General features: G+C 68.2%; 21 protein-coding genes and 1 pseudogene. 16 read left to right on the forward strand and 6 right to left on the reverse strand.

The features are described from left to right. Window positions 1–24: 24 nt before the first annotated feature. Genes AC10V3_RS33955 through AC10V3_RS33965 form a run of 3 tightly spaced genes read left to right on the forward strand, consistent with a single transcriptional unit; the run spans window position 25 to window position 3,450 of the window. Complete coding sequence (locus AC10V3_RS33955) at window positions 25–441, forward strand: acyl-CoA thioesterase (protein ID WP_022539802.1); 417 nt, start codon at window positions 25–27, stop codon at window positions 439–441. Then, window positions 438–1,058 (forward strand): outer membrane lipoprotein carrier protein LolA, encoded by a 621-nt coding sequence (locus AC10V3_RS33960; protein WP_454753503.1) that lies wholly within the window; start codon window positions 438–440, stop codon window positions 1,056–1,058. Before AC10V3_RS33955 ends, AC10V3_RS33960 begins: the two co-directional genes overlap by 4 nt. Then, window positions 1,051–3,450, forward strand: a complete 2,400-nt coding sequence (locus tag AC10V3_RS33965; protein WP_454753504.1) for an MMPL family transporter — start codon at window positions 1,051–1,053, stop codon at window positions 3,448–3,450. The genes AC10V3_RS33960 and AC10V3_RS33965 overlap by 8 nt, the downstream gene beginning before the upstream one ends. A 78-nt stretch (window positions 3,451–3,528) precedes the next feature. Here AC10V3_RS33965 and AC10V3_RS33970 read toward each other — a convergent pair whose 3' ends face one another. Then, window positions 3,529–4,578 (reverse strand): RNA-guided endonuclease InsQ/TnpB family protein, encoded by a 1,050-nt coding sequence (locus AC10V3_RS33970; protein ID WP_041681325.1) that lies wholly within the window; start codon window positions 4,576–4,578, stop codon window positions 3,529–3,531. Window positions 4,579–4,676: 98 nt separating this feature from the next. Here AC10V3_RS33970 and AC10V3_RS33975 point away from each other — a divergent pair, with 98 nt between their 5' ends. The 10 genes from AC10V3_RS33975 to AC10V3_RS34020 are packed head-to-tail and all read left to right on the forward strand — an operon-like array spanning window position 4,677 to window position 14,071. Next, window positions 4,677–5,906: an NAD(P)/FAD-dependent oxidoreductase gene (locus AC10V3_RS33975; RefSeq protein ID WP_022539805.1), complete on the forward strand. Its 1,230-nt coding sequence runs from the start codon at window positions 4,677–4,679 to the stop codon at window positions 5,904–5,906. Further along, window positions 5,906–6,490 (forward strand): DUF3261 domain-containing protein, encoded by a 585-nt coding sequence (locus AC10V3_RS33980; protein ID WP_022539806.1) that lies wholly within the window; start codon window positions 5,906–5,908, stop codon window positions 6,488–6,490. The genes AC10V3_RS33975 and AC10V3_RS33980 overlap by 1 nt, the downstream gene beginning before the upstream one ends. Continuing rightward, window positions 6,487–7,674 carry a beta-ketoacyl-ACP synthase gene (locus tag AC10V3_RS33985; RefSeq protein WP_454753506.1) on the forward strand — a complete coding sequence of 396 codons (1,188 nt, stop codon included), beginning with the start codon at window positions 6,487–6,489 and terminating at the stop codon, window positions 7,672–7,674. The genes AC10V3_RS33980 and AC10V3_RS33985 overlap by 4 nt, the downstream gene beginning before the upstream one ends. Window positions 7,675–7,677: 3 nt before the next feature. Next, entirely contained in the window at window positions 7,678–8,142 is a 465-nt protein-coding gene (locus AC10V3_RS33990; protein WP_022539808.1) for a hotdog family protein, read from the forward strand. Then, entirely contained in the window at window positions 8,139–8,870 is a 732-nt protein-coding gene (gene fabG, locus AC10V3_RS33995) for a 3-oxoacyl-ACP reductase FabG (protein WP_022539809.1), read from the forward strand. Before AC10V3_RS33990 ends, fabG begins: the two co-directional genes overlap by 4 nt. Further along, on the forward strand, window positions 8,867–10,096 hold the full coding sequence (locus AC10V3_RS34000) for a beta-ketoacyl-ACP synthase (RefSeq protein WP_490923970.1): 1,230 nt from the start codon (window positions 8,867–8,869) through the stop codon (window positions 10,094–10,096). Before fabG ends, AC10V3_RS34000 begins: the two co-directional genes overlap by 4 nt. Before the next feature lie 42 nt (window positions 10,097–10,138). Then, entirely contained in the window at window positions 10,139–10,588 is a 450-nt protein-coding gene (locus AC10V3_RS34005) for a hypothetical protein (RefSeq protein ID WP_022539811.1), read from the forward strand. Further along, the gene (locus AC10V3_RS34010) at window positions 10,588–11,277 is read left to right on the forward strand and encodes a 4'-phosphopantetheinyl transferase family protein (RefSeq protein WP_022539812.1); all 690 of its coding nucleotides are present in this window, start codon (window positions 10,588–10,590) and stop codon (window positions 11,275–11,277) included. Before AC10V3_RS34005 ends, AC10V3_RS34010 begins: the two co-directional genes overlap by 1 nt. A gap of 3 nt (window positions 11,278–11,280) precedes the next feature. Next, on the forward strand, window positions 11,281–12,840 hold the full coding sequence (locus tag AC10V3_RS34015; RefSeq protein WP_490923971.1) for an HAL/PAL/TAL family ammonia-lyase: 1,560 nt from the start codon (window positions 11,281–11,283) through the stop codon (window positions 12,838–12,840). 19 nt (window positions 12,841–12,859) lie between these two features. Beyond that, window positions 12,860–14,071, forward strand: a complete 1,212-nt coding sequence (locus AC10V3_RS34020; RefSeq protein WP_022539814.1) for a cation:proton antiporter — start codon at window positions 12,860–12,862, stop codon at window positions 14,069–14,071. A 153-nt stretch (window positions 14,072–14,224) separates the two neighbouring features. On the opposite strand, the pseudogene AC10V3_RS34025 reads toward AC10V3_RS34020, so the two are convergent. From AC10V3_RS34025 to argG, 5 genes and pseudogenes are all read right to left on the reverse strand, one after another. Continuing rightward, window positions 14,225–14,395 (reverse strand): annotated as a pseudogene (locus AC10V3_RS34025) (LysR family transcriptional regulator); the annotation flags it as partial. Window positions 14,396–14,469: 74 nt separating this feature from the next. Then, entirely contained in the window at window positions 14,470–15,123 is a 654-nt protein-coding gene (locus AC10V3_RS34030) for a glutathione S-transferase family protein (protein ID WP_022539816.1), read from the reverse strand. A 40-nt stretch (window positions 15,124–15,163) separates the two neighbouring features. Continuing rightward, a complete protein-coding gene (gene pip, locus AC10V3_RS34035) occupies window positions 15,164–16,120 on the reverse strand; it encodes a prolyl aminopeptidase (RefSeq protein WP_022539817.1) in 957 nt (318 codons plus the stop codon). Window positions 16,121–16,189: 69 nt separating this feature from the next. After that, window positions 16,190–16,750 (reverse strand): MOSC domain-containing protein, encoded by a 561-nt coding sequence (locus tag AC10V3_RS34040; protein WP_022539818.1) that lies wholly within the window; start codon window positions 16,748–16,750, stop codon window positions 16,190–16,192. Between the two features lie 152 nt (window positions 16,751–16,902). Next, a complete protein-coding gene (argG, locus tag AC10V3_RS34045; protein ID WP_013954052.1) occupies window positions 16,903–18,228 on the reverse strand; it encodes an argininosuccinate synthase in 1,326 nt (441 codons plus the stop codon). 302 nt (window positions 18,229–18,530) lie between these two features. Here argG and AC10V3_RS34050 point away from each other — a divergent pair, with 302 nt between their 5' ends. From AC10V3_RS34050 to AC10V3_RS34060, 3 genes are read left to right on the forward strand one after another with little or no spacing between them, the layout of a single operon-like run. Next, complete coding sequence (locus tag AC10V3_RS34050) at window positions 18,531–19,700, forward strand: CaiB/BaiF CoA transferase family protein (protein ID WP_022539819.1); 1,170 nt, start codon at window positions 18,531–18,533, stop codon at window positions 19,698–19,700. 41 nt (window positions 19,701–19,741) lie between these two features. Continuing rightward, window positions 19,742–20,701, forward strand: a complete 960-nt coding sequence (locus tag AC10V3_RS34055) for a Bug family tripartite tricarboxylate transporter substrate binding protein (protein WP_490923972.1) — start codon at window positions 19,742–19,744, stop codon at window positions 20,699–20,701. A 12-nt stretch (window positions 20,702–20,713) separates the two neighbouring features. Next, window positions 20,714–21,490 carry an enoyl-CoA hydratase gene (locus AC10V3_RS34060; protein ID WP_022539821.1) on the forward strand — a complete coding sequence of 259 codons (777 nt, stop codon included), beginning with the start codon at window positions 20,714–20,716 and terminating at the stop codon, window positions 21,488–21,490.

The following is a 21,490-nucleotide window of genomic DNA, read 5'->3' on the forward strand; positions in this document are numbered from 1 at the left end:
CCCGCGACCGACCCTCACAGCGCCATGACCCCAGACCTCAGCCACGAGATCACCCTCAGCCCCGCCTTCCACGACCTCGACCCGATGGACGTGGTGTGGCACGGCAACTATGTGCGCTACCTGGAGCAGGCGCGCTGCGCGCTGCTGGCGCGGTTCCAGTACGACTATCCCGCGATGCGCGATTCCGGCTATGCGTGGCCGGTGGTCGACCTGCGCCTGCGCTACGTGCGCCCGCTGGTCTACGGACAAACCGTGATCGTGCGTGCCACCATCGTCGAGTGGGAAAACCGGCTCAAGATCGACTACGTGCTGCGCGATGCCACCACCGGCGAGCGCCTGACCAAGGGCTATTCGGTGCAGGTAGCAGTGGACATGCGCACCGGCGAGATGTGCTACGAGTGTCCGCCGGTGCTGTGGGAACGGCTGGGGGTGAAGCCATGAAGCGCCGCACCTTGCTGGCCGCCCTCGCGGCGCTTGCCTGCGTGCCGGCGTTGCCGGCGCAGGCTGCCGATACGCTCGGCGCCATCGCCGCACGGCTGGCCGATGCGCCGGTGATCCGCGGCCGCTTCGAGCAGAAGCGGCAGCTTGCGGGCTTTACCAATCCGCTGGTCTCGCGCGGCGACTTCGTGCTGGCCCGCGAACGCGGGCTGGCCTGGACCACGCGCGAACCGATCGTGTCGAGCCTGCTGGTAACGCCCACGCAACTGGTGGTGCGCGGCGCCGACGGCCAGGTGCAGCAGCGTCTTGCCGCCGACGAGCAGCCGGCGATGCGCGTGGTCGGCGAATCGATGATCGCGGTGCTGCGTGGCGACCTGTCGAAGTTGTCGACGCGCTTTGCGCTGGATGCGAAGCTGGCTGGCAAGGACAGCTGGGCGCTGACGCTGACGCCCACCGACAGCGGCATCCGGCGCGCCTTTGCCCGCATCGAGCTGAGCGGCGACCGCTTCGTGCGCAGCATCCGGCTGGAAGAGGCGGGCGGTGATGCCACCCAGATCCGCCTGATCGAGCCGGTGGCGGCGCCAAGGCTTTCCGCCGCGGAGGCGCAGCGCTTTGAGTGATTCCGCCAACCGCGTTCCGGTCCGTGCCCGCGCCGGGCTGGCGGGCATGGCGCCGCTGGCCCGCGTGCTGGCGTTCGCCTGGCTGCTGGCCGTGCTGGCGCTGGCCTTGCACCAGGCCAGCTTCTGGCGCAGCGCGCGCATCGATACCGACGTGATGGCGCTGCTGCCCGGCAGCGAGCGCACCGCCACCGCCGACCGCGTGCTGCGCCAGCTGGCCGACGGCGTCTCGCGCGAGATCATCGTGCTGGTCGGCGCGCCCGACTGGCAGCAGGCAAAGACGGCCGCGCAGCGCTTCGGCCAGGCCACCGGCGCGCATTCCCAGCTGCTGCGCCCGGTCGACAAGATCGCCGCCTTCGACTTCGACGCTGCGCTGTCCTTCTACCGCCCCTGGCGCGACCACCTGCTGACCGACGCCCAGCGCGCCATGCTCGGCCGCGCCGATGCCGACACGCTGGCGCAGCAGGCGCTGGCGCGGCTGTACCAGTTCTCGGCCGGCACCAGCCTGTCGGGCTGGTCGGCCGATCCGCTGGGGCTGTGGCAGGGCTGGTGGCTGTCGCGCGCGGACCTGACCCGCGTGCGCGAGCGCGACGGGCTGGCGGCGTTCTCGGCCGAAGGCATGCACTGGGTGCTGCTCACCTATCGCATCAGCAAGCCCGCGTTCTCGGTCAGCGGCGATACCGACTACGGCGACCTGCTGGCCACGGCCAATACCAGCGCGCGCCAGGGACAAGATGCGGTGCGCGTGGTGATGGCCGGCATCCCGCTGCACGCCGAGACGGCGGCGGCGCAGGCCAGCTTCGAGATGAACGTGATCGGGCTGGGCTCGCTGGCGGCGGTGTTGCTGCTGGTGTGGCTGGCCTTCCGCTCGCTGCGCCCGATCGTGCTGGTGGCGCTGTCGCTGTTGATCGGCACCGCCGCGGCGATCTCCGTGACCGGCGCCGTGTTCGAGCGCGTCCACCTGATCACGCTGGTGTTCGGCGCCAGCCTGGTTGGCGTCGCCGAGGACTACGGCATCCACTACTTCGTGACGCGGCAGGCCGATGGCCGGCGCACGCCGGCGGGCGTAATGCGCCGGCTGCTGCCGGGCATGACGCTGGCGCTCTCCACCAGCGTGGTCGCCTACCTGGCGCTGGGCATCGCGCCGTTCCCGGGGCTGCGGCAGATGGCGCTGTTCTCGGCGGTAGGCCTGGTCGCTGCATTCCTGACCGTGGTGCTGTGGTTCCCGCTGCTCGACCGCGGCAGCCTGCGGCCGACGCGGCTGTCCGCGTGGCTGGCAGACAGCCTGGCGCGGTGGCCGCGCGCACGCGCCGATCGCCGCACGTTGCTGCTGGCAGCCGTGCTCGCCGCCTTTATCGTGCCGGGCCTGCTGCAGGTGAAGGTGGTGGACGACGTGCGCCAGCTGCAAAGCTCGCCCCCAGCGCTGATCGAAGCCCAGCGCACCGCCGGCCGCCTGCTCGGCAGCCCCAGCCCGGCCCAGTTCCTGCTGGTGCGCGGCGACTCTGCCGACCAGGTGCTGCAGCGAGAGGAAGCCGCCAAGACGGCGCTGGCTGGCATCATGGCGGACGGCGGCATCGACGGCTTTGTCGCGCTGTCCGACTGGGTCCCCTCGGCGGCACGCCAGCGTGCAGACGCGGCGCTCGCATCGATGCTGGAGGCGCAGGTGCGCGAGCGCGTCGCGCACGTGACCGGCACGGCCGCCAGCCACGCTGCCAGCACCGAAATGGCCGGACCGGACGAAGTGCTGACCTTGCCGGTGTGGCTGGCCCATCCGGTATCGGAAGCCCTGCGCCACCTGTGGGTGGGCCGCGAAGGCAAGGACGGCAATTACGCCAGCGTGATGCTGCTGCGCGGCCTGGACGACCCGAAGACCATGCCCAAGGTGCAGGCCGCCGTGGCCGGCGTAGCGGGCGTCGAATGGGTCGACCGGGTGGCGGACCTGTCCGGCTTGCTGCACCATTACCGCGTGCTGATGACCTGGCTGCTGCTGGCCGGCGCCGCCGCGGTCTCGGTGCTGCTGGCGTGGCGTTACGGCCGCGCCGCCTGGCGCGCGCTGGTGCCGACCCTGCTGGCGGCGCTGTTCAGCGTGGCGCTGCTGGGCTGGCTGCACGTGCCGTTGCAGCTGTTCCCGGTGCTGGCGCTGGCGCTGCTGCTTGGCGTCGGCGTCGACTACGGCATCTTCCTGCTGGAGCACCCCGGCGATGGCGTATCGTGGACGGCGATCGTGCTGGGCGCCGCAAGTACGCTGCTCGCCTTCGGCCTGCTGGCGCTGTCGTCCACGCCGGCGCTGCATGCCTTCGGCGTCACCATGCTGGCCGGCGTCGGCGCGGTCTGGGTGCTGTCGCCCTGGTTCCGGCCGCTGGCGCAGCAAGGAAATTCGCATGGCGGGCACTGAGCCACGAGCCTGTTCCCGTCATCTCGCAGTCCCTGAGTATTGAGATTGAAGCTTTTGACATCCTCTCCTCCCTAGGCTCTAAAGGGAGGAGATTCCCTCTGCAGGCGATCGATGTCCCGATCGGGCAAGGATATTTAGCGCAGCGTTCACATCGCGATCATGTACAGCACCGCATCGACTGCATACCCACTGCCTTATTCCAAGGTCTGCGATACCTTTCGGCCTCTCCGGCGGCATCGTGTCACACGAAGAGCAGACCTGGGTGGTGAAACGTTCGTCGACTTCCTCGTACCACGCGCCATGCGCAATCGCCTTGTACGCGAGCATTGTGCGGAAGGACGACCAGCCTGCATCGAGGACGGACTTCGCCATGCTGGTTCTGGCGAGGCTGGCGGCATTCACATTACCCACCGCGATGTAGTCGAAGTCCCGCACGATGCGATGCGAGAGCTTGTGCAGGAAGTCACGCCGCGCATTGGTGATGCGCGCGTGGACGTTGGTGGCCTGTCGTTTCTTGCGCGCACGCTGCGCTTTGGCAAGGGCTTGCTCAAGTTGGCCAAGGTGGCGCGGATTCCCGATCTTCTCGCCGGTGGAGAGTGTGGCAAGGTCCTTCAAGCCCAGATCGATGCCGACGCCGCGTTCCGGGCAGCGGGCCTGAGTGTCGGCAACTTCAATCACGATGTTCAGGAACCAATTGCCCCGGGCGTCGCGCGAGAAATTCGTGCCGTCCTTGATCTTGCCCTCGGGAAGGGGCCTCGAGTTGAACACGCGAAATGTGCTGCCGGCAAAGCGGAATGCGTCGCCCGAGCGCTTGAGATCCCGGCCCTTGAGCGGCACCCAGCCGAGGGATCTGCGGCCGCGATAGCGCAAATAGGGCCGGCGATGCTGGCTACGCGACTTGGCGTACTGCTCGCAAACCGCATTGACGGTACCCGAATGGATGCCGAGCTCCTTGCTGCTGCCGGTCGTCAGCACGTTCAGATCGAAGCCCGTAGGCCATTTTTTGCCCCATTTGAGCGCGTGCTTCTGCGTATCATTGCAGAAGTTCCAGACGTAGTTCACTACGCGGCTCTGCTGATTGAGCAGGCCGTTCAGCGACTTCACCCGGTAGCGATAGACGAGAAGCATGCCGGCCATTCTAACTTGGGAATGCCGCCTGTCGGCGGCGCTCCTTTCACTCCCCGCCCTGAAGGCCCTGAAGGGCGGGGTTTCTCGGAGCAAGTCTGATGAAAACGGAAACCACGGATGTCGTCATCATCGGCGCAGGCCCTGCGGGCTCGGTCGCGGCCGGCTTGCTGCGCAAGCACGGAATCCCGGTGCTGGTGATCGAGAAGGAGACGTTCCCACGCTTTTCGATCGGCGAAAGCCTGCTGCCGCAGAGCATGGCCTATATCGAAGAGGCCGGCATGCTGCGCGCGGTGGTGGAAGCGGGCTTCCAGTACAAGAACGGCGCCGCCTTCTCGCGCGGCACGCAGCAGACCGCGTTCGACTTCCGCGAGAAGTTCTCGCCCGGCTGGGGCACCACCTACCAAGTGCAGCGCGCGCGCTTTGACGACGTGCTGATCCGCGACGCCGCACGCCAGGGCGCGGAGGTGCGCTTCTCGCACCTGGTCGAGAACGTCGACGTGAGTGGCGCGCAGCCCGAGGTCACCGTGCGCGCGCCGGACGGCAGCCAGTACACGGTGCGCGCGAAGTTCTTGCTCGATGCCTCCGGCTTCGGCCGCATCCTGCCGCGCCTGCTGAACCTGGAATCGCCGTCGGGCTTCCCGGTGCGCAGCGCGATCTTCACGCACGTGGAAGACCACATCGCGCCGGGCGAGTTCGATCGCAACAAGATCCTGATCAGCGTGCATCCAGAACACCAGGACGTCTGGTACTGGACCATCCCGTTCTCCGACGGCCGCTGCTCGCAGGGCGTGGTTGCCGAGAAGGCCTTCCTGGACCGCTACACCGGCACCGAGACCGAGCGCCTGCAAGCGCTGGTGAACGAGGAGCCGGGCCTGGCCGGGCTGCTCGCCAATGCGCAATGGGACACCCCGGCGCGCCAGATCGCAGGCTACTCGGCCAATGTGAAATCGCTGTGGGGCAACGGCTATGCGCTGCTCGGCAATGCCGGCGAGTTCCTCGACCCGGTGTTCTCCTCCGGCGTCACCATCGCCTTCAAGTCGGCCAGCCTCGCCGCGCAATGCCTGGTGCGCCAGCTTTCCGGCGAGACCGTGGACTGGGAGAAGGAGTTCGCGCAACCGCTCAAGGCCGGCGTGGACTGCTTCCGCGTCTTTGTCGAAGCCTGGTACGAAGGCCGTTTCCAGAAGCTGATCTTCCACCCCAACGCCACCCCGGAAATCCGCGGCATGATCTCCGCGATCCTGGCCGGCTACGCATGGGACCGCAACAATCCCTTCGTCGCCGAGCCGCGCCGCCGGCTGGCGGTGTTGGAAGAGTTCTGCAAGGTCTGATGCGCCGCCTTACCTTGTCCGCGCTGGTGTTGGCCGCTGCCCTGGCAGCGGGCTGTGCCGCCCCGGGTGCCGCCCCCGAGCACGCCGCGCCGCAGCCCGGTGCCACGGCCTTGCTGCGCCTGCCGCCGGCATCGCTGCAGCGCGAACTGAAGCTGCAGCAGCACATCATCGTCGAGTTCCAGTTGCAGGGCCGCACCGAGCGCCGCGAGCTGATGGCGCTGCTGGAAGCCGATGCCGCGCACACGCGGCTCGCAGCCGTGGCCGGCGGGCAGGTGCTGGCGCGGCTGAGCTGGGACGGGACGAACCTGCAGGTCTCGCGCTCGCCATGGGCGCCCGCGGAACTGCAGCCGGAGCGCATCCTGAGCGACCTGCAGTTGTCGCTGTGGCCGGCTGACGCGATCCGCGCCGCATTGCCCGCGGGATGGAGCTTCGACGCAACACCCGCACTGCGCCAGTTGCGCCAGGGCACCGAAACCGTTGCCGAGATCCGTTTTCCGGATGCGGCCACCACGCTGTTCGTGCAGTACCGCGACGGCTACCGGCTGACGATCCGCAACCTTCCGGCGCAAGGCGGTGCGGCATGACGGCGTTCCTGAACACCGTCGGCATCCGCTGTGCGCTCGGCCGCGGGCAGGATGCCGTGCGCGAAGCCATGTGGCAGGCAGACGCCCCCATGGCCGGTGAAGTCACCGACCGCTACAGCCCGGGCCGCCAGCTGCTGCTCGGCACGGTGAACGATCTTGCGGACGATGCTGCGCCGGCGCACACCGACCCGCGCCATCGCAGCCGCAACAACGCCATGCTGCTCGACGCACTGGCGCAGGTGCGCCCGGCGGTGGATGACGCGATCGCCCGTGTCGGTCCCGCGCGCGTGGCGGTGGTGATGGGCACCAGCACCTCCGGCATCCGCGAAGGCGAGTTGGCGGTGCAGGCGCTGGTGCTCGGCAATGCCTTCCCGCAGAGCTACCACTACGGCCAGCAGGAGCTGGGCTCGCCGGCGAGCTTCCTCGCAGGAGTGCTGGGAACGAAGGGGCCGGCCTACACCATTTCGACCGCATGCTCATCGAGCGCCAAGGCACTTGCCGCCGGCGCACGGCTGCTGCGCCATGGGCTGGCTGACGTGGTGCTTGCCGGCGGCGTCGATACGCTGTGTGCCTTTACCGTAGCCGGCTTTTCCGCGCTCGAATCGGTCAGCGCGGCGCGCTGCAATCCGCTGTCGGCCAACCGCAACGGCATCAACCTTGGCGAAGGCGCGGCGCTGTTCCTGATGTCGCGCGAGCCGGGCCCGGTGCGCCTGCCCGGCTGGGGCGAGTCATCGGATGCGTTCCATGTCTCCGCACCGGACCCGCAGGGCAAGGGCGCGCGCCTGGCGATGCAGCAGGCGCTGGCGCGGGCGGGCATCGGCGCAGAGGCGATCGACTATGTGAACCTGCATGGCACCGCCACGCCGGCCAACGACGTGATGGAAGCACATGCTGTCGCCGACGTGCTCGGCCGCGAGGTGCCCGTGAGCTCCACCAAGTCGCTGACCGGCCACACGCTCGGTGCGGCCGGCGCAATCGAAGCCGCATTGATGTGGCTGACGCTGAACGGCAATCCGCATGGCAAGCTGCCGCCGCACTGGTGGGACGGCGCGGCCGATGCCGCGCTGCCAGTGCTGCACGTCGCCGGCCCGGGCAGCACGCTCGGGCGCGCACCGCGCTACGTGATGAGCCATTCGTTCGCTTTTGGCGGCAGCAACTGCGTGCTGGTGCTGGGGGAGGGATAAACCATGCAAGATCTGCAAACCCTGCCGCCCATCGCCCAAGTGGTGCCCCACGGCGGCGCCATGCTGCTGCTCGACGCGCTGGTGCAGGCCGACGACAACGGCTGCACCGCACGTGCGACGGTGCGGCCCGGGCAACTCTTCGTCGATCCCGCCGGCATGCCCGGCTGGGTCGGCATCGAATACATGGCGCAGGCCATCGCCGCGTGGGCCGGCGTGCGCGACCGGCGCGCGGGACGCCCGCCGGGCATCGGCTTCCTGCTGGGTTCGCGCCGCTATGAATGCGACGTGCCGGCCTTTCCCGTCGGCAGCGAACTCACGATCAGCGTGCAGGCGGAGTTGACCGGCGACAACGGCCTGGGCCAGTTCGCCTGCCGGCTGGCGCTCGATGGCCGCGAGGTCGCCCGCGCCAATGTCTCCGTCTTCCAGCCTGCGGATGCGCAGGCCTTTCTGCAAGGACAAGAGTTATGACCAATCCGACCGTGCTGGTCACGGGCTCGTCCCGCGGCATCGGACGCGCCATCGCCCTGCGGCTGGCCCGCGACGGCTATGACGTGGTGGTGCATTGCCGCGCGCGCCGCGAAGAGGCCGAATCCGTCGCCGACGCGGTACGCGCCTGCGGCCGCAAGTCCCGTGTGCTGTCCTTCGACGTGGCCCGGCGCGAGGAAGCCGCCGCCGTGCTGCTGGCCGACATCGCCGCGCATGACTGCTACTACGGCGTGGTTTGCAACGCAGGCCTGGCGCGCGACGCGGCCTTCCCGGCGATGAGCGGCGCCGAGTGGGACGAGGTGATCCACACCAATCTCGATGCCTTCTACAACGTGCTCAACCCGGTGGTGATGCCAATGGTGCAGCGGCGCCAGCCGGGCCGCATCGTCACGCTGTCGTCAGTGTCGGGGCTGGTGGGCAACCGCGGCCAGACCAACTACAGCGCGGCCAAGGCCGGCATCATCGGCGCCACCAAGGCGCTGGCGATCGAGCTCGCCAAGCGCGCGATCACCGTCAACTGCGTCGCGCCCGGGCTGATCGACACCGACATGGTCGAGCAGCACGTGCGCGACGAAGCGCTGCGCATGATCCCGGCGCGCCGCCTGGGCACGCCGGATGAGGTGGCCGCCACGGTGGCCTTCCTGATGTCGCCCGACGCGGGCTATATCACGCGCCAGGTGATCTCGGTCAACGGGGGCATGTTCGGATGAAGCGCGTCGTTGTCACCGGAACCGGCGCAGTCTGTGCGCTGGGCAATGACTGGGCCGCGGTGCGCAGCACCCTGAAATCCGGCCGCAGCGCGGTCGTGCGCATGCCGGACTGGGAAGGCATCAAGGGCCTGAACACGATGCTGGGCGCACCCGTGCCGCCGCTGGTGCTGCCGGCGCATTACACGCGCAAGCTGACGCGCTCGATGGGCAAGGTGGCGCTGATGTCGGTGCTGGCCAGCGAAGCCGCGTTGCAGGACGCCGGCCTCGTGGGCGACCCGCTGCTGGCCAGCGGCAAGCTCGGCATCGCCTATGGGTCGTCCACCGGCACCCCCGAGGCGGTCGCCGACTTCGGCCGCATGCGGAGCGAGCGCACTACCGAGGACATCAGCGCAACCACCTATATCCGCATGATGCCGCACACCACGGCCGTCAATATCGGCGTGTTCTTCGGCATCACCGGCCGCATCGTGACCACGTCGAGCGCCTGCACCTCAGGCAGCCAGGGCATCGGCTACGCCTACGAGGCGATCCGCTCCGGCCGCCAGGTGGCGATGCTCGCGGGCGGCGCCGAAGAACTCGACGCCACCGAGGCGGCGGTGTTCGATACGCTCTTTGCCACCAGCACCTGCAACGACACCCCGCAGGCCACCCCGCGCCCGTTCGACAGCGCGCGCGATGGCCTGGTGCTTGGAGAAGGCGCGGGCACGCTGGTGCTGGAGGAACTGGAGCACGCGCAGGCGCGCGGCGCGCGCATCCTGGCGGAGATCGTCGGCTTCGGCACCAACAGCGATGGCGCGCACGTGACCCAGCCCAAGGCCGAAACCATGGCCGTGGCGATGCGCCTGGCGCTGGAAGACGCGGGCCTCGAGCCCGGCCGCATCGGCTACGTCAACGCGCATGGCACCGCCACCGACCACGGCGACATCGCCGAATCGCACGCCACGCATGCGGTGTTCGGTCCTTCGATGCCGGTCAGCTCGCTCAAGAGCTACATGGGCCATACGCTGGGCGCCTGCGGCGCGCTGGAAGCCTGGATGACCATCGAAATGATGCGCGACGGCTGGTTCGCGCCCACGCTGAACCTGAGCACGCCCGACCCGCGCTGCGCGCCCCTCGACTACATCATGGAAACGCCGCGCCAGCTGGACGTGGACTACGTGATGAGCAACAACTTCGCTTTTGGCGGGATCAACACCTCGCTGGTGTTCCGCCGTTGGGAAGACTGAAGTCCTTTCTAATAGATTGCCAACCAACAAAAAGGAAGATCTTTGAAATCCGCTCTCTCTGTCGTTGCCATCACCCTGTGCGCCAGCGCCTTGCTGTCGGCTCCCGCGCACGCACGCGACACCAAGTACATGATGCCGCTGCAGGAAGTGCTCGACATGCCCGAGGCCAAGGAAAAGCTCGACGATTCCTTCCGCTTCTACCTCTCCGGCCAGAAGACCCCCAAGGTGCTGCAGCGCATGGATTCGGGCGTCTCCAACCGCAAGACCAACGGCGTGGGCAAGAGCGATGAAGACGGCTGCCGCTGGGCCGCGCTGTCGGCGCTGATCGCGCTGCAGGACACGGCCAAGTCGCAGGGCGCCAATGCGGTGATCGACATCGTCAGCTACTACAAGAAGAACGAAGTCGCCAGCCCGACCGACTACGAATGCCACGCCGGCGCCGTGGTGGTGGGCGTTGCGCTCAAGGGCACCTACGCCAGGATCGCGCAGTAATGACCACCTGGCTGCGCCTTGGGGGCGTGACGGAACTTGCCGCGCAGGCGCCCGACGCGCAGTCATGGATGTCTGAAGGCGAACTGGCGCGCCTGGCCGCGATGCAGGCGGCGCGGCGGCGCGGCCAGTTCGTCGCCGGCCGCTGGCTGGCGCGTGCGCTGCTGGCCGAAGCGTTCGGCGGCGCGTGGCGGGACTGGATGCTGACGGGCGGCGCCGATGCCGCGCCGGTGGTATCCGGTGGCGTGCCCGCGAAGCTGTCGATTTCCCACAGCGGCGACCTGGTTGCCTGCGCAGTGAGCGTCGCTGCGCTCGGACTCGATCTCGAACCGTGCCGGTCGCGCAAGGGACTGGATGCGCTGTATGACGCGATCACCACGGACGTCGAGCGTGCCGCGCTCGCCGACCACACCGCCGCTCCGGCGGATACCGTGCACCGGTTTGCGCATGCGTGGACGCTGAAGGAGGCGGGACTCAAGCGCCACGGCGGTGGCTTGTTTGCCACCATGCTGGGCCATGGGCTCGGGATCGAGGCGGCGTCGGGCGCGCAGGACGCCAATGCCTGTACGTGGCTGCACGACAACCACGTGCTCGCACTCTGTTCTGACGACCTGCGTGCCATGACCGCGCCGGGAATGCCCGTTCCCCGCTACTGGCGGCTCGTGCCCTCCGGCACCGCGCCGCTGCAATGATGAATGCCTGAACCGATGTCTGAACACTTTGCGTTCGATGCCGCCAACACCGCCACGTCGGTGGTCTTTGACGGCACGCCCCTGACCATCGAAGCGGTGGCCGCACTGGCGCACCGCCGCGCTGGTGCCATGCTGTCCGATGCGCCGGCCTTCCGCGCCCGCATCACGCGCGGCATGGCTTTCCTGGACCGGCTGCTGCAGGAGGACGGCCGCGTCTACGGCGTCACCACCGGCTACGGCGATTCGTGCGAGACCACGGTCCCGGTGGCACGCGCCTACGAGCTGCCGGTGCACCTGTACACCTTCCACGGCTGCGGGCTGGGCCGGCTGCTGGACGCCAACGAGACCCGCGCCGTGCTCGCCGCCCGGCTGGCCTCGCTATGCCAGGGCTATTCGGCGGTCAGCCCCGCGCTGCTGGAGCAGCTCGCCGCGTTTCTCGCCCATGACGTGCTTCCGTGCATTCCCGCCGAGGGATCGGTCGGCGCCAGCGGCGACCTGACGCCGCTGTCGTATGTCGCGGCGGCGCTGTGCGGCGAGCGCGAGGTGGTGTACCAGGGCCGGCGCCAGCCCGCCGCCGAAGCATTGGCCGCGATCGGCCGCGAGCCGCTGCGGCTGCGCCCCAAGGAAGCGCTGGCGATCATGAACGGCACCGCGGTGATGATCGGCCTGGCCTGCCTCGCGTGGCAGCGCGCCGCCAACCTGGCGAAGCTGGCCGCCACGCTGACGGCCGCCGCGGTGGCGGCGGTGGACGGCAACCCCTACCACTACGACGCCACGCTGTTCGACGCCAAGCCGCACCCCGGCCAGAAGCGCGCCGCGCAGCGCATCCGCCACCTGCTGGGCGACTCGCGCGCGCCGCGGCACGCCAACCGGCTGCAGGACCGCTACTCGCTGCGCTGCGCGCCGCACGTGATCGGCGTGCTGGAAGACGCGCTCGACTGGTCGCGGCGCTGGATCGAGACCGAACTGAACAGCGCCAACGACAACCCGCTGGTCGAACCCGACGAAGAGCGCCTGCTGCACGGCGGCCACTTCTACGGCGGGCATATCGCCTTCGCCATGGACGCGCTCAAGACCGCGGTCGCCAGCGTCGCCGACCTGATGGACCGCCAGCTCGCCACGCTGGTCGATCCGCGCTACAACAACGGGCTGCCGGCCAACCTGTCTGGCGCCACCGGTGCCGACGCGCCGCTGAACCACGGCCTGAAAGCGGTGCAGATCGGTGCCTCGGCATGGACTGCCGAGGCACTCAAGCACACCATGCCGGCGACCGCGTTCTCGCGCTCGACCGAATGCCATAACCAGGACAAGGTCAGCATGGGCACCATCGCCAGTCGCGATTGCCTGCGCGTGCTGGAACTCACAGAGCAGGTGGCGGCCGCGATGCTGGTCGCGGTGCGCCAGGGCATCGCGCTGCGCCTGCGCACTGGCTATACGCTGCCGCAACCGCTGCAGCCGCTGGCCGAGCGGCTGCAGGCGGAGATCCCGCTGATCGTGCAGGACCGCGCACTCGAACCCGAGCTGCGCCGCCTGCTGCAGGAAGTGCGAGAGGCGAAATGGTAAGTACCAGGAGGACCGCGCAATGAACGCAGTCAGTATCTTCTTCCTGCAGGCGATGCTGGTGGTCGCACTGCCCTACCTGCTGTGGCGCGGCGCCGGCCTGCAGTCGGTGTTCCCACTAGTCTGCGTGCAGGTGCTGGCCGGCATCCTGCTGGGCCCGTCGGTATTCGGGCAGCTCGCGCCGCAGGGCTGGACCGCGCTGTTCGGGCCCGACCACCTGCCGATGCTGTCCGGGCTGCAGTGGCTGGCGGTGACGCTGTTCTGCTTCCTGACCGGCCTGCACCTGCGCGAGGACAGCGTGCCCGCGCAATGGCGCGCGACCGTGCAGATCTCGCTGGGCAGCATCGCCGTGCCGTTCGCGCTCGGCGCCGCAGCCGGGTGGTGGATGATGGGAGCCGGCTGGCCGGTGGGCGGCGAACGCACCGATCCTTACTGGTTCGCCTGCGCCATGGGCATCTGCACTGCCGTCACGGCGCTGCCGGTGCTGGGCGCGGTGCTGCGCGAGATGCGCCTGACCGGCACGCCGCTGGGCCAGCTGGCGCTGCGCTGCGCGGCGGTCAACGATGCCTGGGTGTGGCTGTTCCTGACGGTGGTGCTGCTGCAGCACGGCGGCAATGACGGCGTCGCCACCGTGACCGCCCGTGCCGGGGCCTACCTGGCATTCATGTTCCTGGCGGTGCGCCCCGCGCTGGCCTGGCTGCTGCGCCGCCGGCCGCCCGAGACCGAGCTGCTGCTGGCGCTGGCACTGTTCCTGGTGCTGGCGTCGGCATTCCTGGGCGAGCTGGCCGGGCTGCACCACGTGATGGGCGGCTTCGTGGCCGGGCTGGTGTGGCCCACGCGCGAAGCCCAGCGCGTGCGCCAGCAGCTCGAACCGGTGACGGTGGTGGTGTTGTTGCCCTTCTTCTTCCTCGCCGCCGGGCTGCGTACGGAGATCTCGCTGCACAATCCCATGGCGTTGCTGATCGCGGCGGTGTCGCTGGCCATCGCCATTGCCGGCAAGATGGCCGGCGTGGCGGTTCCTGCGCGGCGCTCGGGCATGGGCTGGTCCGATGCGCTGGCGCTGGGCGCACTGCTGCAGACCAAGGGGCTGGTCGAGGTGGTGGTGCTGACCGTGCTGCTGGACGCACGCATCATCAGCACGACGGCGTTTTCCGGTTTGCTGCTGATGGCGCTGGCCAGCACGCTGCTGGCGCGGCCGCTCACGGTTCTAGTAGCGCGGGGACGCGTGCGTTGAGCGCCCCAGCGCGCCTGCTCACGCCGGCGTGACCGGCAAGCGCGCGATCTCCGCCCCCAGGTAGACGACTACACCCAACGGCCCGATCCGTCGGAGATGCTGCCGTTGCTGCAGCGGGCTGCGGCGACCGCCTGAGCGGCATGTGGGGCCGTGTCATGGCTGCGCGGCCCCGGCATGGCCCGCATTGGCAAGGATTTCCTCGACGAAGGCCACGAACGCGCGCGCCTTCGAGGTGGCCAACCGGCCTGACGGAAACACTGCCCACAGGTCGACCGGCGGCAGCGTCCAGTCGGTCAGCACCGCGCGCACGCGCCCGAGAACGAGCCGGCCTCGACCGCGCTGACATAGGTTTCCATCGCGGCAAGGCGGTCCATCGGCGAATCTCCGGGGGCCTGCGCTCAGTCCCGGTCCGGTGCGCCGGGCGGGAAGAACCCGCGGTACGGACGTGCGTCTTCCACTGCGCGCGCAAACGACGGCCGCGCCAGCAGCCGGCTGCGGTAGGCGCGCAAGTTGGCGCAATCCGCGGGGATCGGATGCACCCAGTCGGCATAGAACAGCGAGGGCGCCGCCGCGCAGTCGGCCAGCGTGAAGTCACTGCCAGCGGCCCATTCACGGCCGGCCAGCGTTTGTTCCAGCCATGCGTAGGCTGTCTCGAGCTGTTTGCGCGCCTCGGCCACGCCAAAGGCATCGCGATGCTCCTCAGGGCGGATGAAATCGAACACGATGCGCTGCATCGGCGTCATCACGTACTGATCGAAGAAACGGTCGAGCAGGCGGACCTCGAGCGCCGCGTCGGCCGATTGAGGCAGCCAACGCACCGGGCCGGGGTGATGAATCTCCAGGTATTCGATGATGATGCTGGATTCGAGCACGATGCGGTCGTCATCGACCAGCACCGGCATGCGCTTGAGCGGCCACAGTTCGGCGTGCTCAACCATGTTCTGCTCATGGTCGGGCGACAGCATGCGGAACTCGAACGGGATCGCGTTCTCGTACAGCGCGATCAGGACTTTCTGGCAGTAGGAAGAGAACGGGTGGGCAAACAGTTGCATGCGTTGTCTCCTGGTTTTGTGGTTGTACGCGGCCAGTCGGTCATCCCGCTGCCGCGAAGCGGTCGGTCGCGGCGATCAGCTGGTCGAGAATGCCCGGCTCCGTCCACGCATGGCCGGCGCCTTCGATCAGATGGAAATCGGCCTTCGGCCACGCCTGATGCAGCGCATAGGCATAGCGCACCGGGCAAGGCATATCGTAGCGGCCGTGTACGATGACACCGGGGATGCCGGTCAGCTTGTGCGCATCGCGCAGCAGTTGCCCGTCTTCCAGCCAGCAGCGGTGAGTGAAGTAATGATTCTCCAGCCGCGCAAAGGCCAGCGCAAAATGGCCGTCGGCATGCTTGGCGCTGTTGTCGGCATCCGGCAGCAGGGTGATCGTCTCCCCTTCCCACACGCTCCAAGCGCGCGCCGCTTCCACCTGCTTGTCCTTGTCGTCGCCGGTGAGCAGCTTGCGGTAGGCGGCCATCATGTTGCCGCGCTCGGCTTCGGGCACCGGCGCCTGGAAGCGCTCCCACTTCTCGGGGAACATCTCCGACACGCCGTACTGGTAGTACCAGTCCAGCTCTGCCTGCGATACCGTGTAGATGCCGCGCAGCACCAGCTCGCTGACACGCTCCGGATGCTTCTGCGCATACGCCAGCGCCAGCGTCGAGCCCCACGAGCCGCCGAACACCAGCCAGCGCTCCACGTCCACCAGCGCGCGCAGGCGCTCGATATCGTCCACCAGGTGCCAGGTGGTGTTGGCCTCCAGCCCCGCATGCGGCGTCGAGCTTCCGCAGCCGCGCTGGTCGAACAGCAGCACGTCATAGCGCGCCGGATCGAACAGCCGCCGATGGTCCGCCGAAATCCCGCCACCTGGCCCGCCGTGCAGGAACACCGCCGGCTTGGCGCCGGGCGTGCCGACGCGCTCGTAGTGGATGACGTGCCCGTCACCGACGTCCAGCATGCCGGTCTGATAGGGCTCGATTTCGGGGTAGAGGGTGCGCAGGGCGGACATGGGCGCGGGTCTCCGGAGGTCGGGATGCAACAGTGTACGCCGGTGGGGATAGCCTTGCGGTGGCCCTCGTCAGACGCGCTCCAGGACGCGATGAGGAGGCGGCGGCAGCCTGACGGCGATCACATCGCCAGCACGCACCACGCCACCCGCGATGACAATGCCCATGACGCCGGCCTTGCGAATCAGTGTGCCGTCGTCAGCCCGCCCTAGTACCTGTGCGAGCAAACCCGGCTGGAAGGCTTCGATCTGTGCGCAGGGATTGCGCAGGCCGGTCAGTTCGATGATGGCGCTTGCGCCCAGCTTTAGCTGCGTGCCAACTGGCAGCGCGTGCAGGTCGATGCCTTGCGTGGTGATGTTCTCGCCGAGATCGGCAGGCCCGACATCGAAGCCGGCACGTGCCAGTTCGGCGTGAAGCTCGGTGCCGATCAGGTGGACTTGGCGCAGGTTGGGCTGGGTCGGGTCGACGTGTACACGCGAGCGGTGCTTGACGGTCTGGCCGGCGTGGGCGTCGCCTTCTACGCCGAGGCCCGGCAGCAGCTGGATTTCGTCGCGCAGTTGCTTGGCGAAGTCATGCGTCGCGGAGCTGGCGACGGCGAGGATGGTGGCAGGGATGGTTAGACCGGGCGACATGAATACAAGCCTTGCTCAGTGTTCCGTAACTCTACACAGCAACAAGCGAGGCCGTCCATCCACAGTCCGGGGCACAGAGCAGACTGCAAAAAAACCGGCACCCAAAGGTGCCGGTCCTCTTACTGCCAGCGTTGCGCCATTCAGCGCCCCGCTCAGTCTTCCAGCTTCGGCAACGAAGCACTCACCTTCGTCGACAGCAGCCCCGACTTGGCATATGTCTGCAGCTTCTCGCGCGTATCGACGATATCCAGCGTACGCATCGTCAGCTGACCGATCCGGTCCAGCGGCGTGAACATCGACTCGCCCTTCTCCATGGTCAGCCGTTCCGGCTTGTAGGTCAGGTTGGGCGAGGTGGTGTTCAGGATCGAGTAGTCATTGCCGCGGCGCAGTTCGATGGTGACTTCGCCGGTGATGGCGCCGGCCACCCAGCGCTGGGCGGTTTCGCGCAGCATGATGGCTTGCGGGTCGAACCAGCGGCCCTGGTACAGCAGGCGGCCCAGGCGGCGGCCGTTGTCGCGGTACTGCTCGATGGTGTCTTCGTTGTGGATGCCGGTGATCAGGCGCTCGTAGGCGATGAACAGCAGCGCCAGGCCCGGGGCTTCGTAGATGCCGCGGCTCTTGGCTTCGATGATGCGGTTTTCGATCTGGTCGCTCATGCCCAGGCCATGGCGGCCGCCGATGCGGTTGGCTTCCATGAACAGGTCGACGCTGTTGGCGAAGGTCTGGCCGTTCAGTGCAACCGGCTGGCCTTCCTCGAAGCGCACGGTCACTTCTTCGCGCTTCACTTCCACGTCATCGCGCCAGAACTGCACGCCCATGATCGGCTGCACGATGCGGATGCCTGAATCCAGGTGCTCCAGGTCCTTGGCCTCGTGGGTGGCGCCCAGCATGTTGGAGTCGGTCGAGTACGCCTTTTCTGCCGACATCTTGTAGTCGAAGCCGTTCTGGCGCATGAACTCGGACATCTCGGCGCGGCCGCCCAGTTCGTCGATGAACTGCTGGTCCAGCCACGGCTTGTAGATCTGCAGGCCGGGGTTGGTCAGGAGGCCGTAGCGGTAGAAGCGCTCGATGTCATTGCCCTTGAACGTGCTGCCATCGCCCCAGATATTTACCCCATCTTCCTTCATCGCGGCGACCAGCATGGTGCCGGTGACGGCGCGGCCGATCGGGGTGGTATTGAAGTAAGTGATGCCGGCGGTGGAGATGTGGAACGCGCCGCACTGCATGGCAGCGATGCCTTCGGCCACCAGTTGCGTGCGGCAGTCGACCAGGCGGGCTTCCTCGGCGCCGTAGGCCTTGGCGCGGCGCGGGATGTCGTCGTAGTCGGGCTCGTCCGGCTGGCCCAGGTTGGCGGTGTAGGCGTAGGGGACGGCGCCCTTCTGGCGCATCCAGAGGAGTGCCGCGCTGGTGTCAAGGCCGCCGGAGAAGGCGATTCCGACGCGCTGGCCGGAAGGAATGTGCTGAAGGATGGTAGTCATCGCCAGAAAATCTAAGTGAATTTGTCGGCTCTTGGGCGGGCTTCCACTGCGCGCGCCAGGGCGGCGGGAAGCACGGCGACGCGGCCGGCCGAGTCACGTGCCGAGTCAGTGCCAAACGCGAATTGTGACACGGCAACGCCCACGCGCCAAACGGCGGGGCAGGCCAGGGCGGCGCAGCCACCCGTACTGCAGCGTCCCTGAGCGTTGAAATCCCGCGAACGCGCCTTTAAAAACTCTCGACTGGTTCGCCTGGAAGCCCCTCCCTATACTCCGCCGCATTGTCGTTCGAAAGCGGAGTCATCATGCTGCATCGCGCCCTGGCAGGGGTCCGTGTCCTGGACCTGTCGCGCATCCTGGCCGGTCCCTGGTGTACCCAGAACCTGGCCGACCTGGGCGCCGAGGTGACCAAGGTCGAGCACCCGCAGCGGGGCGACGATACCCGTGGCTGGGGTCCGCCCTACCTGGAGTCGCCCGGCACCGAGGACGATGCCCGCCTGTCCGGCTACTTCATCTGCTGCAACCGCGGCAAGCGCTCCGTCGCGATCGACTACGGCACGCCCGAGGGTGCGGCGCAGGTACGCGAGCTGGCGCGCGAGGCCGACGTGCTGGTTGAGAACTACAAGGTCGGCACGCTGCGCCGCTACGGGCTGGACTACGACACGCTCAAGGCGATCAATCCGCGCCTGGTCTATCTGTCGATCACCGGCTTCGGCCAGAGCGGGCCGATGGCGGACAAGCCTGGCTATGACTACGTGTTCCAGGGCATGGGCGGGTTGATGAGCTATACCGGCCAGCCCGACGGCACGCCTGGCGCCGGGCCGCTGCGCACCGGCGTGGCGGTGGTGGACCTGAGCACCGGCATGTATGCGACCTCGGCCGTACTGGCCGCGCTGTACCAGCGGCAGGCGACCGGCATGGGCACGCACCTCGATATCGCGCTGCTCGATGTGGCGGTGGCGATGAACGCCAACCAGGCCGCCAACTATCTGGTATCCGGCCAGAACCCGCAGCGCAGCGGCAACGCCCATCCCAACTGCGCACCTTATGAAGTGTTCCGCTGCGCAGACGGCCACCTGATCCTGGCGATCGGCAATGACGGCCAGTTCGCGCGCTTCTGCACGGTGGCTGGCCTGGCTGAACTGGCGCAGGACCCGCGCTATGCCACCAACTCTGCGCGCATCGAACACCTGCCGGCGCTGCGCGCGCTGCTGACCGAGGTCTTCGCCACGCGCACCCGTGCCGCATGGACCGAGGCCTTCGATGCCAACGGCGTGCCCTGGGGGCCGATCCACACCATGGATGAGGTCTTCGCCCATCCGCAGGTGCAGCACCGCGGCCTGATGCAGGTGGCCGAGCACCCCGTAATGGGACGCGTGCCGATGGTGCGCAACCCGATGCTGGCGGGGCACGACGGCCCGCTGCCACCGCTGCCACCGCCGCCGCTGCTCGGCGAGCACAGTCCGGCGAGCTGACCAACACCACAAGACCGATAACCCTGACACGGAGACACCTGATGAAGCCAACCCTGATCGCCATTGCCCTGCTCGGCATAGCGGGTACCGCGCATGCCGCCTACCCCGACCGGCCGATCAAGCTGATCGTTCCCTACGCCGCCGGCGGCACGACCGACATCATCGCGCGCATCGTCGGCACGCACCTGGGTCCGATGCTCGGGCAGCCGGTGGTGGTGGAGAACCGCCCCGGCGCCGGCGGCGCGGTTGGCAGCGCCTATGCGTCCAAGCAACCGGCCGACGGCTACACGCTGGTGATGGAGGTGGAGAGCTCGCACGCGGTCAATCCCAACGTCTACCTGAAGACCGCTTACGACCCGGTCAAAGACTTCGCGCCGATCAGCAACCTGGCCGACGTGCCCAACGTGCTGGTGGTCAACCCGTCGTTCCCGGCCACGGACCTGCAGGCGTTCATCAAGCTGCTGAAGGCAAACCCGGGCAAGTACTCGTTCGGCTCGTCCGGCAACGGTGGGCTGAGCCATATGAACGGCGAACTGTTCATGAACGGCACCGGCACGCGCATGCTGCACGTGCCGTACAAGGGCCTGGGCCCGGCGCTCAACGATGCGGTGGCGGGTCAGATCCAGGTGGTGTTCGACAATATCCCCTCGTCAGCCGCCCTGATCCAGGGTGGGCGCTTGAAGCCGCTGGCGGTTGCCGCGAAGCAGCGCCTGAAGGTGCTGCCCAATGTGCCGACCTATGCCGAAGCCGGGTTGCCGGCGATGAACAACCCCTCATGGTTCGGCCTTGGCGCCCCGGCGGGCACGCCCGCACCGGTCCTCGACAAGCTCAACGAAGCCGTGCGCAAGGTGCTGGCCGAGCCGGAGGTGATCGCCGCCATCGAGAAGCAGGGCGCAATCCCGGCGCCAACCTCGCGCCAGGCCTTCTCGGACCTGGTGCGGGGCCAGAACGCGCACTGGAAGAAGGTGGTCGAGGACATCCATTTCACCAAGCTCCAGTAAGCAAGGACCAATATGAGCGAACAGCAAAACGAAGCGCACGCCGGCGTCGAGATCGACGCGCGCGGCGTTGCCACCGTCACCATCCGCGAGGCGGGTTCCCTGAACATCCTGAGCACGCCGGTGATCGCCTCGCTGACGCGCGCCATCGAAACACTGGCCGCCAATGACGCCGTGCGCGTGCTGGTGCTGCGCGGCGCGGGCGAGAAGGGCTTTGTCGGCGGCGCCGATATCAAGGAGATGGCGGCGCTGGACCGCGAGAGCGCGGAAGCCTTTATCAGCGGCCTGCGCCGCTTGTGCGACGCGGTGCGCCACTTGCCGGTGCCGGTGATCGCGCGCATGCCGGGCTGGTGCCTAGGCGGCGGGCTGGAGCTGGCGCTGGCGTGCGATATCCGCATCGCCGCCGACAACGCGCAGCTTGGCATGCCGGAAGTGAAGGTCGGCATCCCCTCGGTGATCCACGCCGCGCTGATGCCGCGCCTGATCGGCAATGCGCGCACGGCGTGGATGCTGCTGACCGGCGAGATTGCCGACGCCGCCGAAGCGTTGCAGTGGGGCCTGGTCAGCCGGGTGGTGCCGCTGGCAGAGCTGGACCTGGAAGTCGAGCGCGTGTCCGCGCTGCTGGCTGGCTTCGGCCCCGTCGCATTGCGCCAGCACAAGCGCCTGCTGCGCGAGTGGGAAGATGCACCGCTGGATGTGTCGATCAACAACAGCGTGGCCGAGTTCGGCAGCGCCTTCGACACCGGCGAGCCGCAGCAGCACATGGCGACCTTCCTGAATCGCAAGCGCTGA

It is taken from the genome of Cupriavidus sp. PB-02 (genome assembly GCF_058252315.1).

Bases quoted from the DNA above. Each gene is read 5' to 3' on its own strand.
- AC10V3_RS33955 (WP_022539802.1), top strand. From the start codon at position 25: ATGACCCCAGACCTCAGCCACGAGATCACCCTCAGCCCCGCCTTCCAC.
- AC10V3_RS33960 (WP_454753503.1), top strand. From the start codon at position 438: ATGAAGCGCCGCACCTTGCTGGCCGCCCTCGCGGCGCTTGCCTGCGTG.
- AC10V3_RS33970 (WP_041681325.1), bottom strand. From the start codon at position 4,578: ATGCTTCTCGTCTATCGCTACCGGGTGAAGTCGCTGAACGGCCTGCTC.
- AC10V3_RS33975 (WP_022539805.1), top strand. From the start codon at position 4,677: ATGAAAACGGAAACCACGGATGTCGTCATCATCGGCGCAGGCCCTGCG.
- AC10V3_RS33980 (WP_022539806.1), top strand. From the start codon at position 5,906: ATGCGCCGCCTTACCTTGTCCGCGCTGGTGTTGGCCGCTGCCCTGGCA.
- AC10V3_RS33985 (WP_454753506.1), top strand. From the start codon at position 6,487: ATGACGGCGTTCCTGAACACCGTCGGCATCCGCTGTGCGCTCGGCCGC.
- AC10V3_RS33990 (WP_022539808.1), top strand. From the start codon at position 7,678: ATGCAAGATCTGCAAACCCTGCCGCCCATCGCCCAAGTGGTGCCCCAC.
- fabG (WP_022539809.1), top strand. From the start codon at position 8,139: ATGACCAATCCGACCGTGCTGGTCACGGGCTCGTCCCGCGGCATCGGA.
- AC10V3_RS34000 (WP_490923970.1), top strand. From the start codon at position 8,867: ATGAAGCGCGTCGTTGTCACCGGAACCGGCGCAGTCTGTGCGCTGGGC.
- AC10V3_RS34010 (WP_022539812.1), top strand. From the start codon at position 10,588: ATGACCACCTGGCTGCGCCTTGGGGGCGTGACGGAACTTGCCGCGCAG.
- AC10V3_RS34015 (WP_490923971.1), top strand. From the start codon at position 11,281: ATGCCTGAACCGATGTCTGAACACTTTGCGTTCGATGCCGCCAACACC.
- AC10V3_RS34020 (WP_022539814.1), top strand. From the start codon at position 12,860: ATGAACGCAGTCAGTATCTTCTTCCTGCAGGCGATGCTGGTGGTCGCA.
- AC10V3_RS34030 (WP_022539816.1), bottom strand. From the start codon at position 15,123: ATGCAACTGTTTGCCCACCCGTTCTCTTCCTACTGCCAGAAAGTCCTG.
- pip (WP_022539817.1), bottom strand. From the start codon at position 16,120: ATGTCCGCCCTGCGCACCCTCTACCCCGAAATCGAGCCCTATCAGACC.
- AC10V3_RS34040 (WP_022539818.1), bottom strand. From the start codon at position 16,750: ATGTCGCCCGGTCTAACCATCCCTGCCACCATCCTCGCCGTCGCCAGC.
- argG (WP_013954052.1), bottom strand. From the start codon at position 18,228: ATGACTACCATCCTTCAGCACATTCCTTCCGGCCAGCGCGTCGGAATC.
- AC10V3_RS34050 (WP_022539819.1), top strand. From the start codon at position 18,531: ATGCTGCATCGCGCCCTGGCAGGGGTCCGTGTCCTGGACCTGTCGCGC.
- AC10V3_RS34055 (WP_490923972.1), top strand. From the start codon at position 19,742: ATGAAGCCAACCCTGATCGCCATTGCCCTGCTCGGCATAGCGGGTACC.
- AC10V3_RS34060 (WP_022539821.1), top strand. From the start codon at position 20,714: ATGAGCGAACAGCAAAACGAAGCGCACGCCGGCGTCGAGATCGACGCG.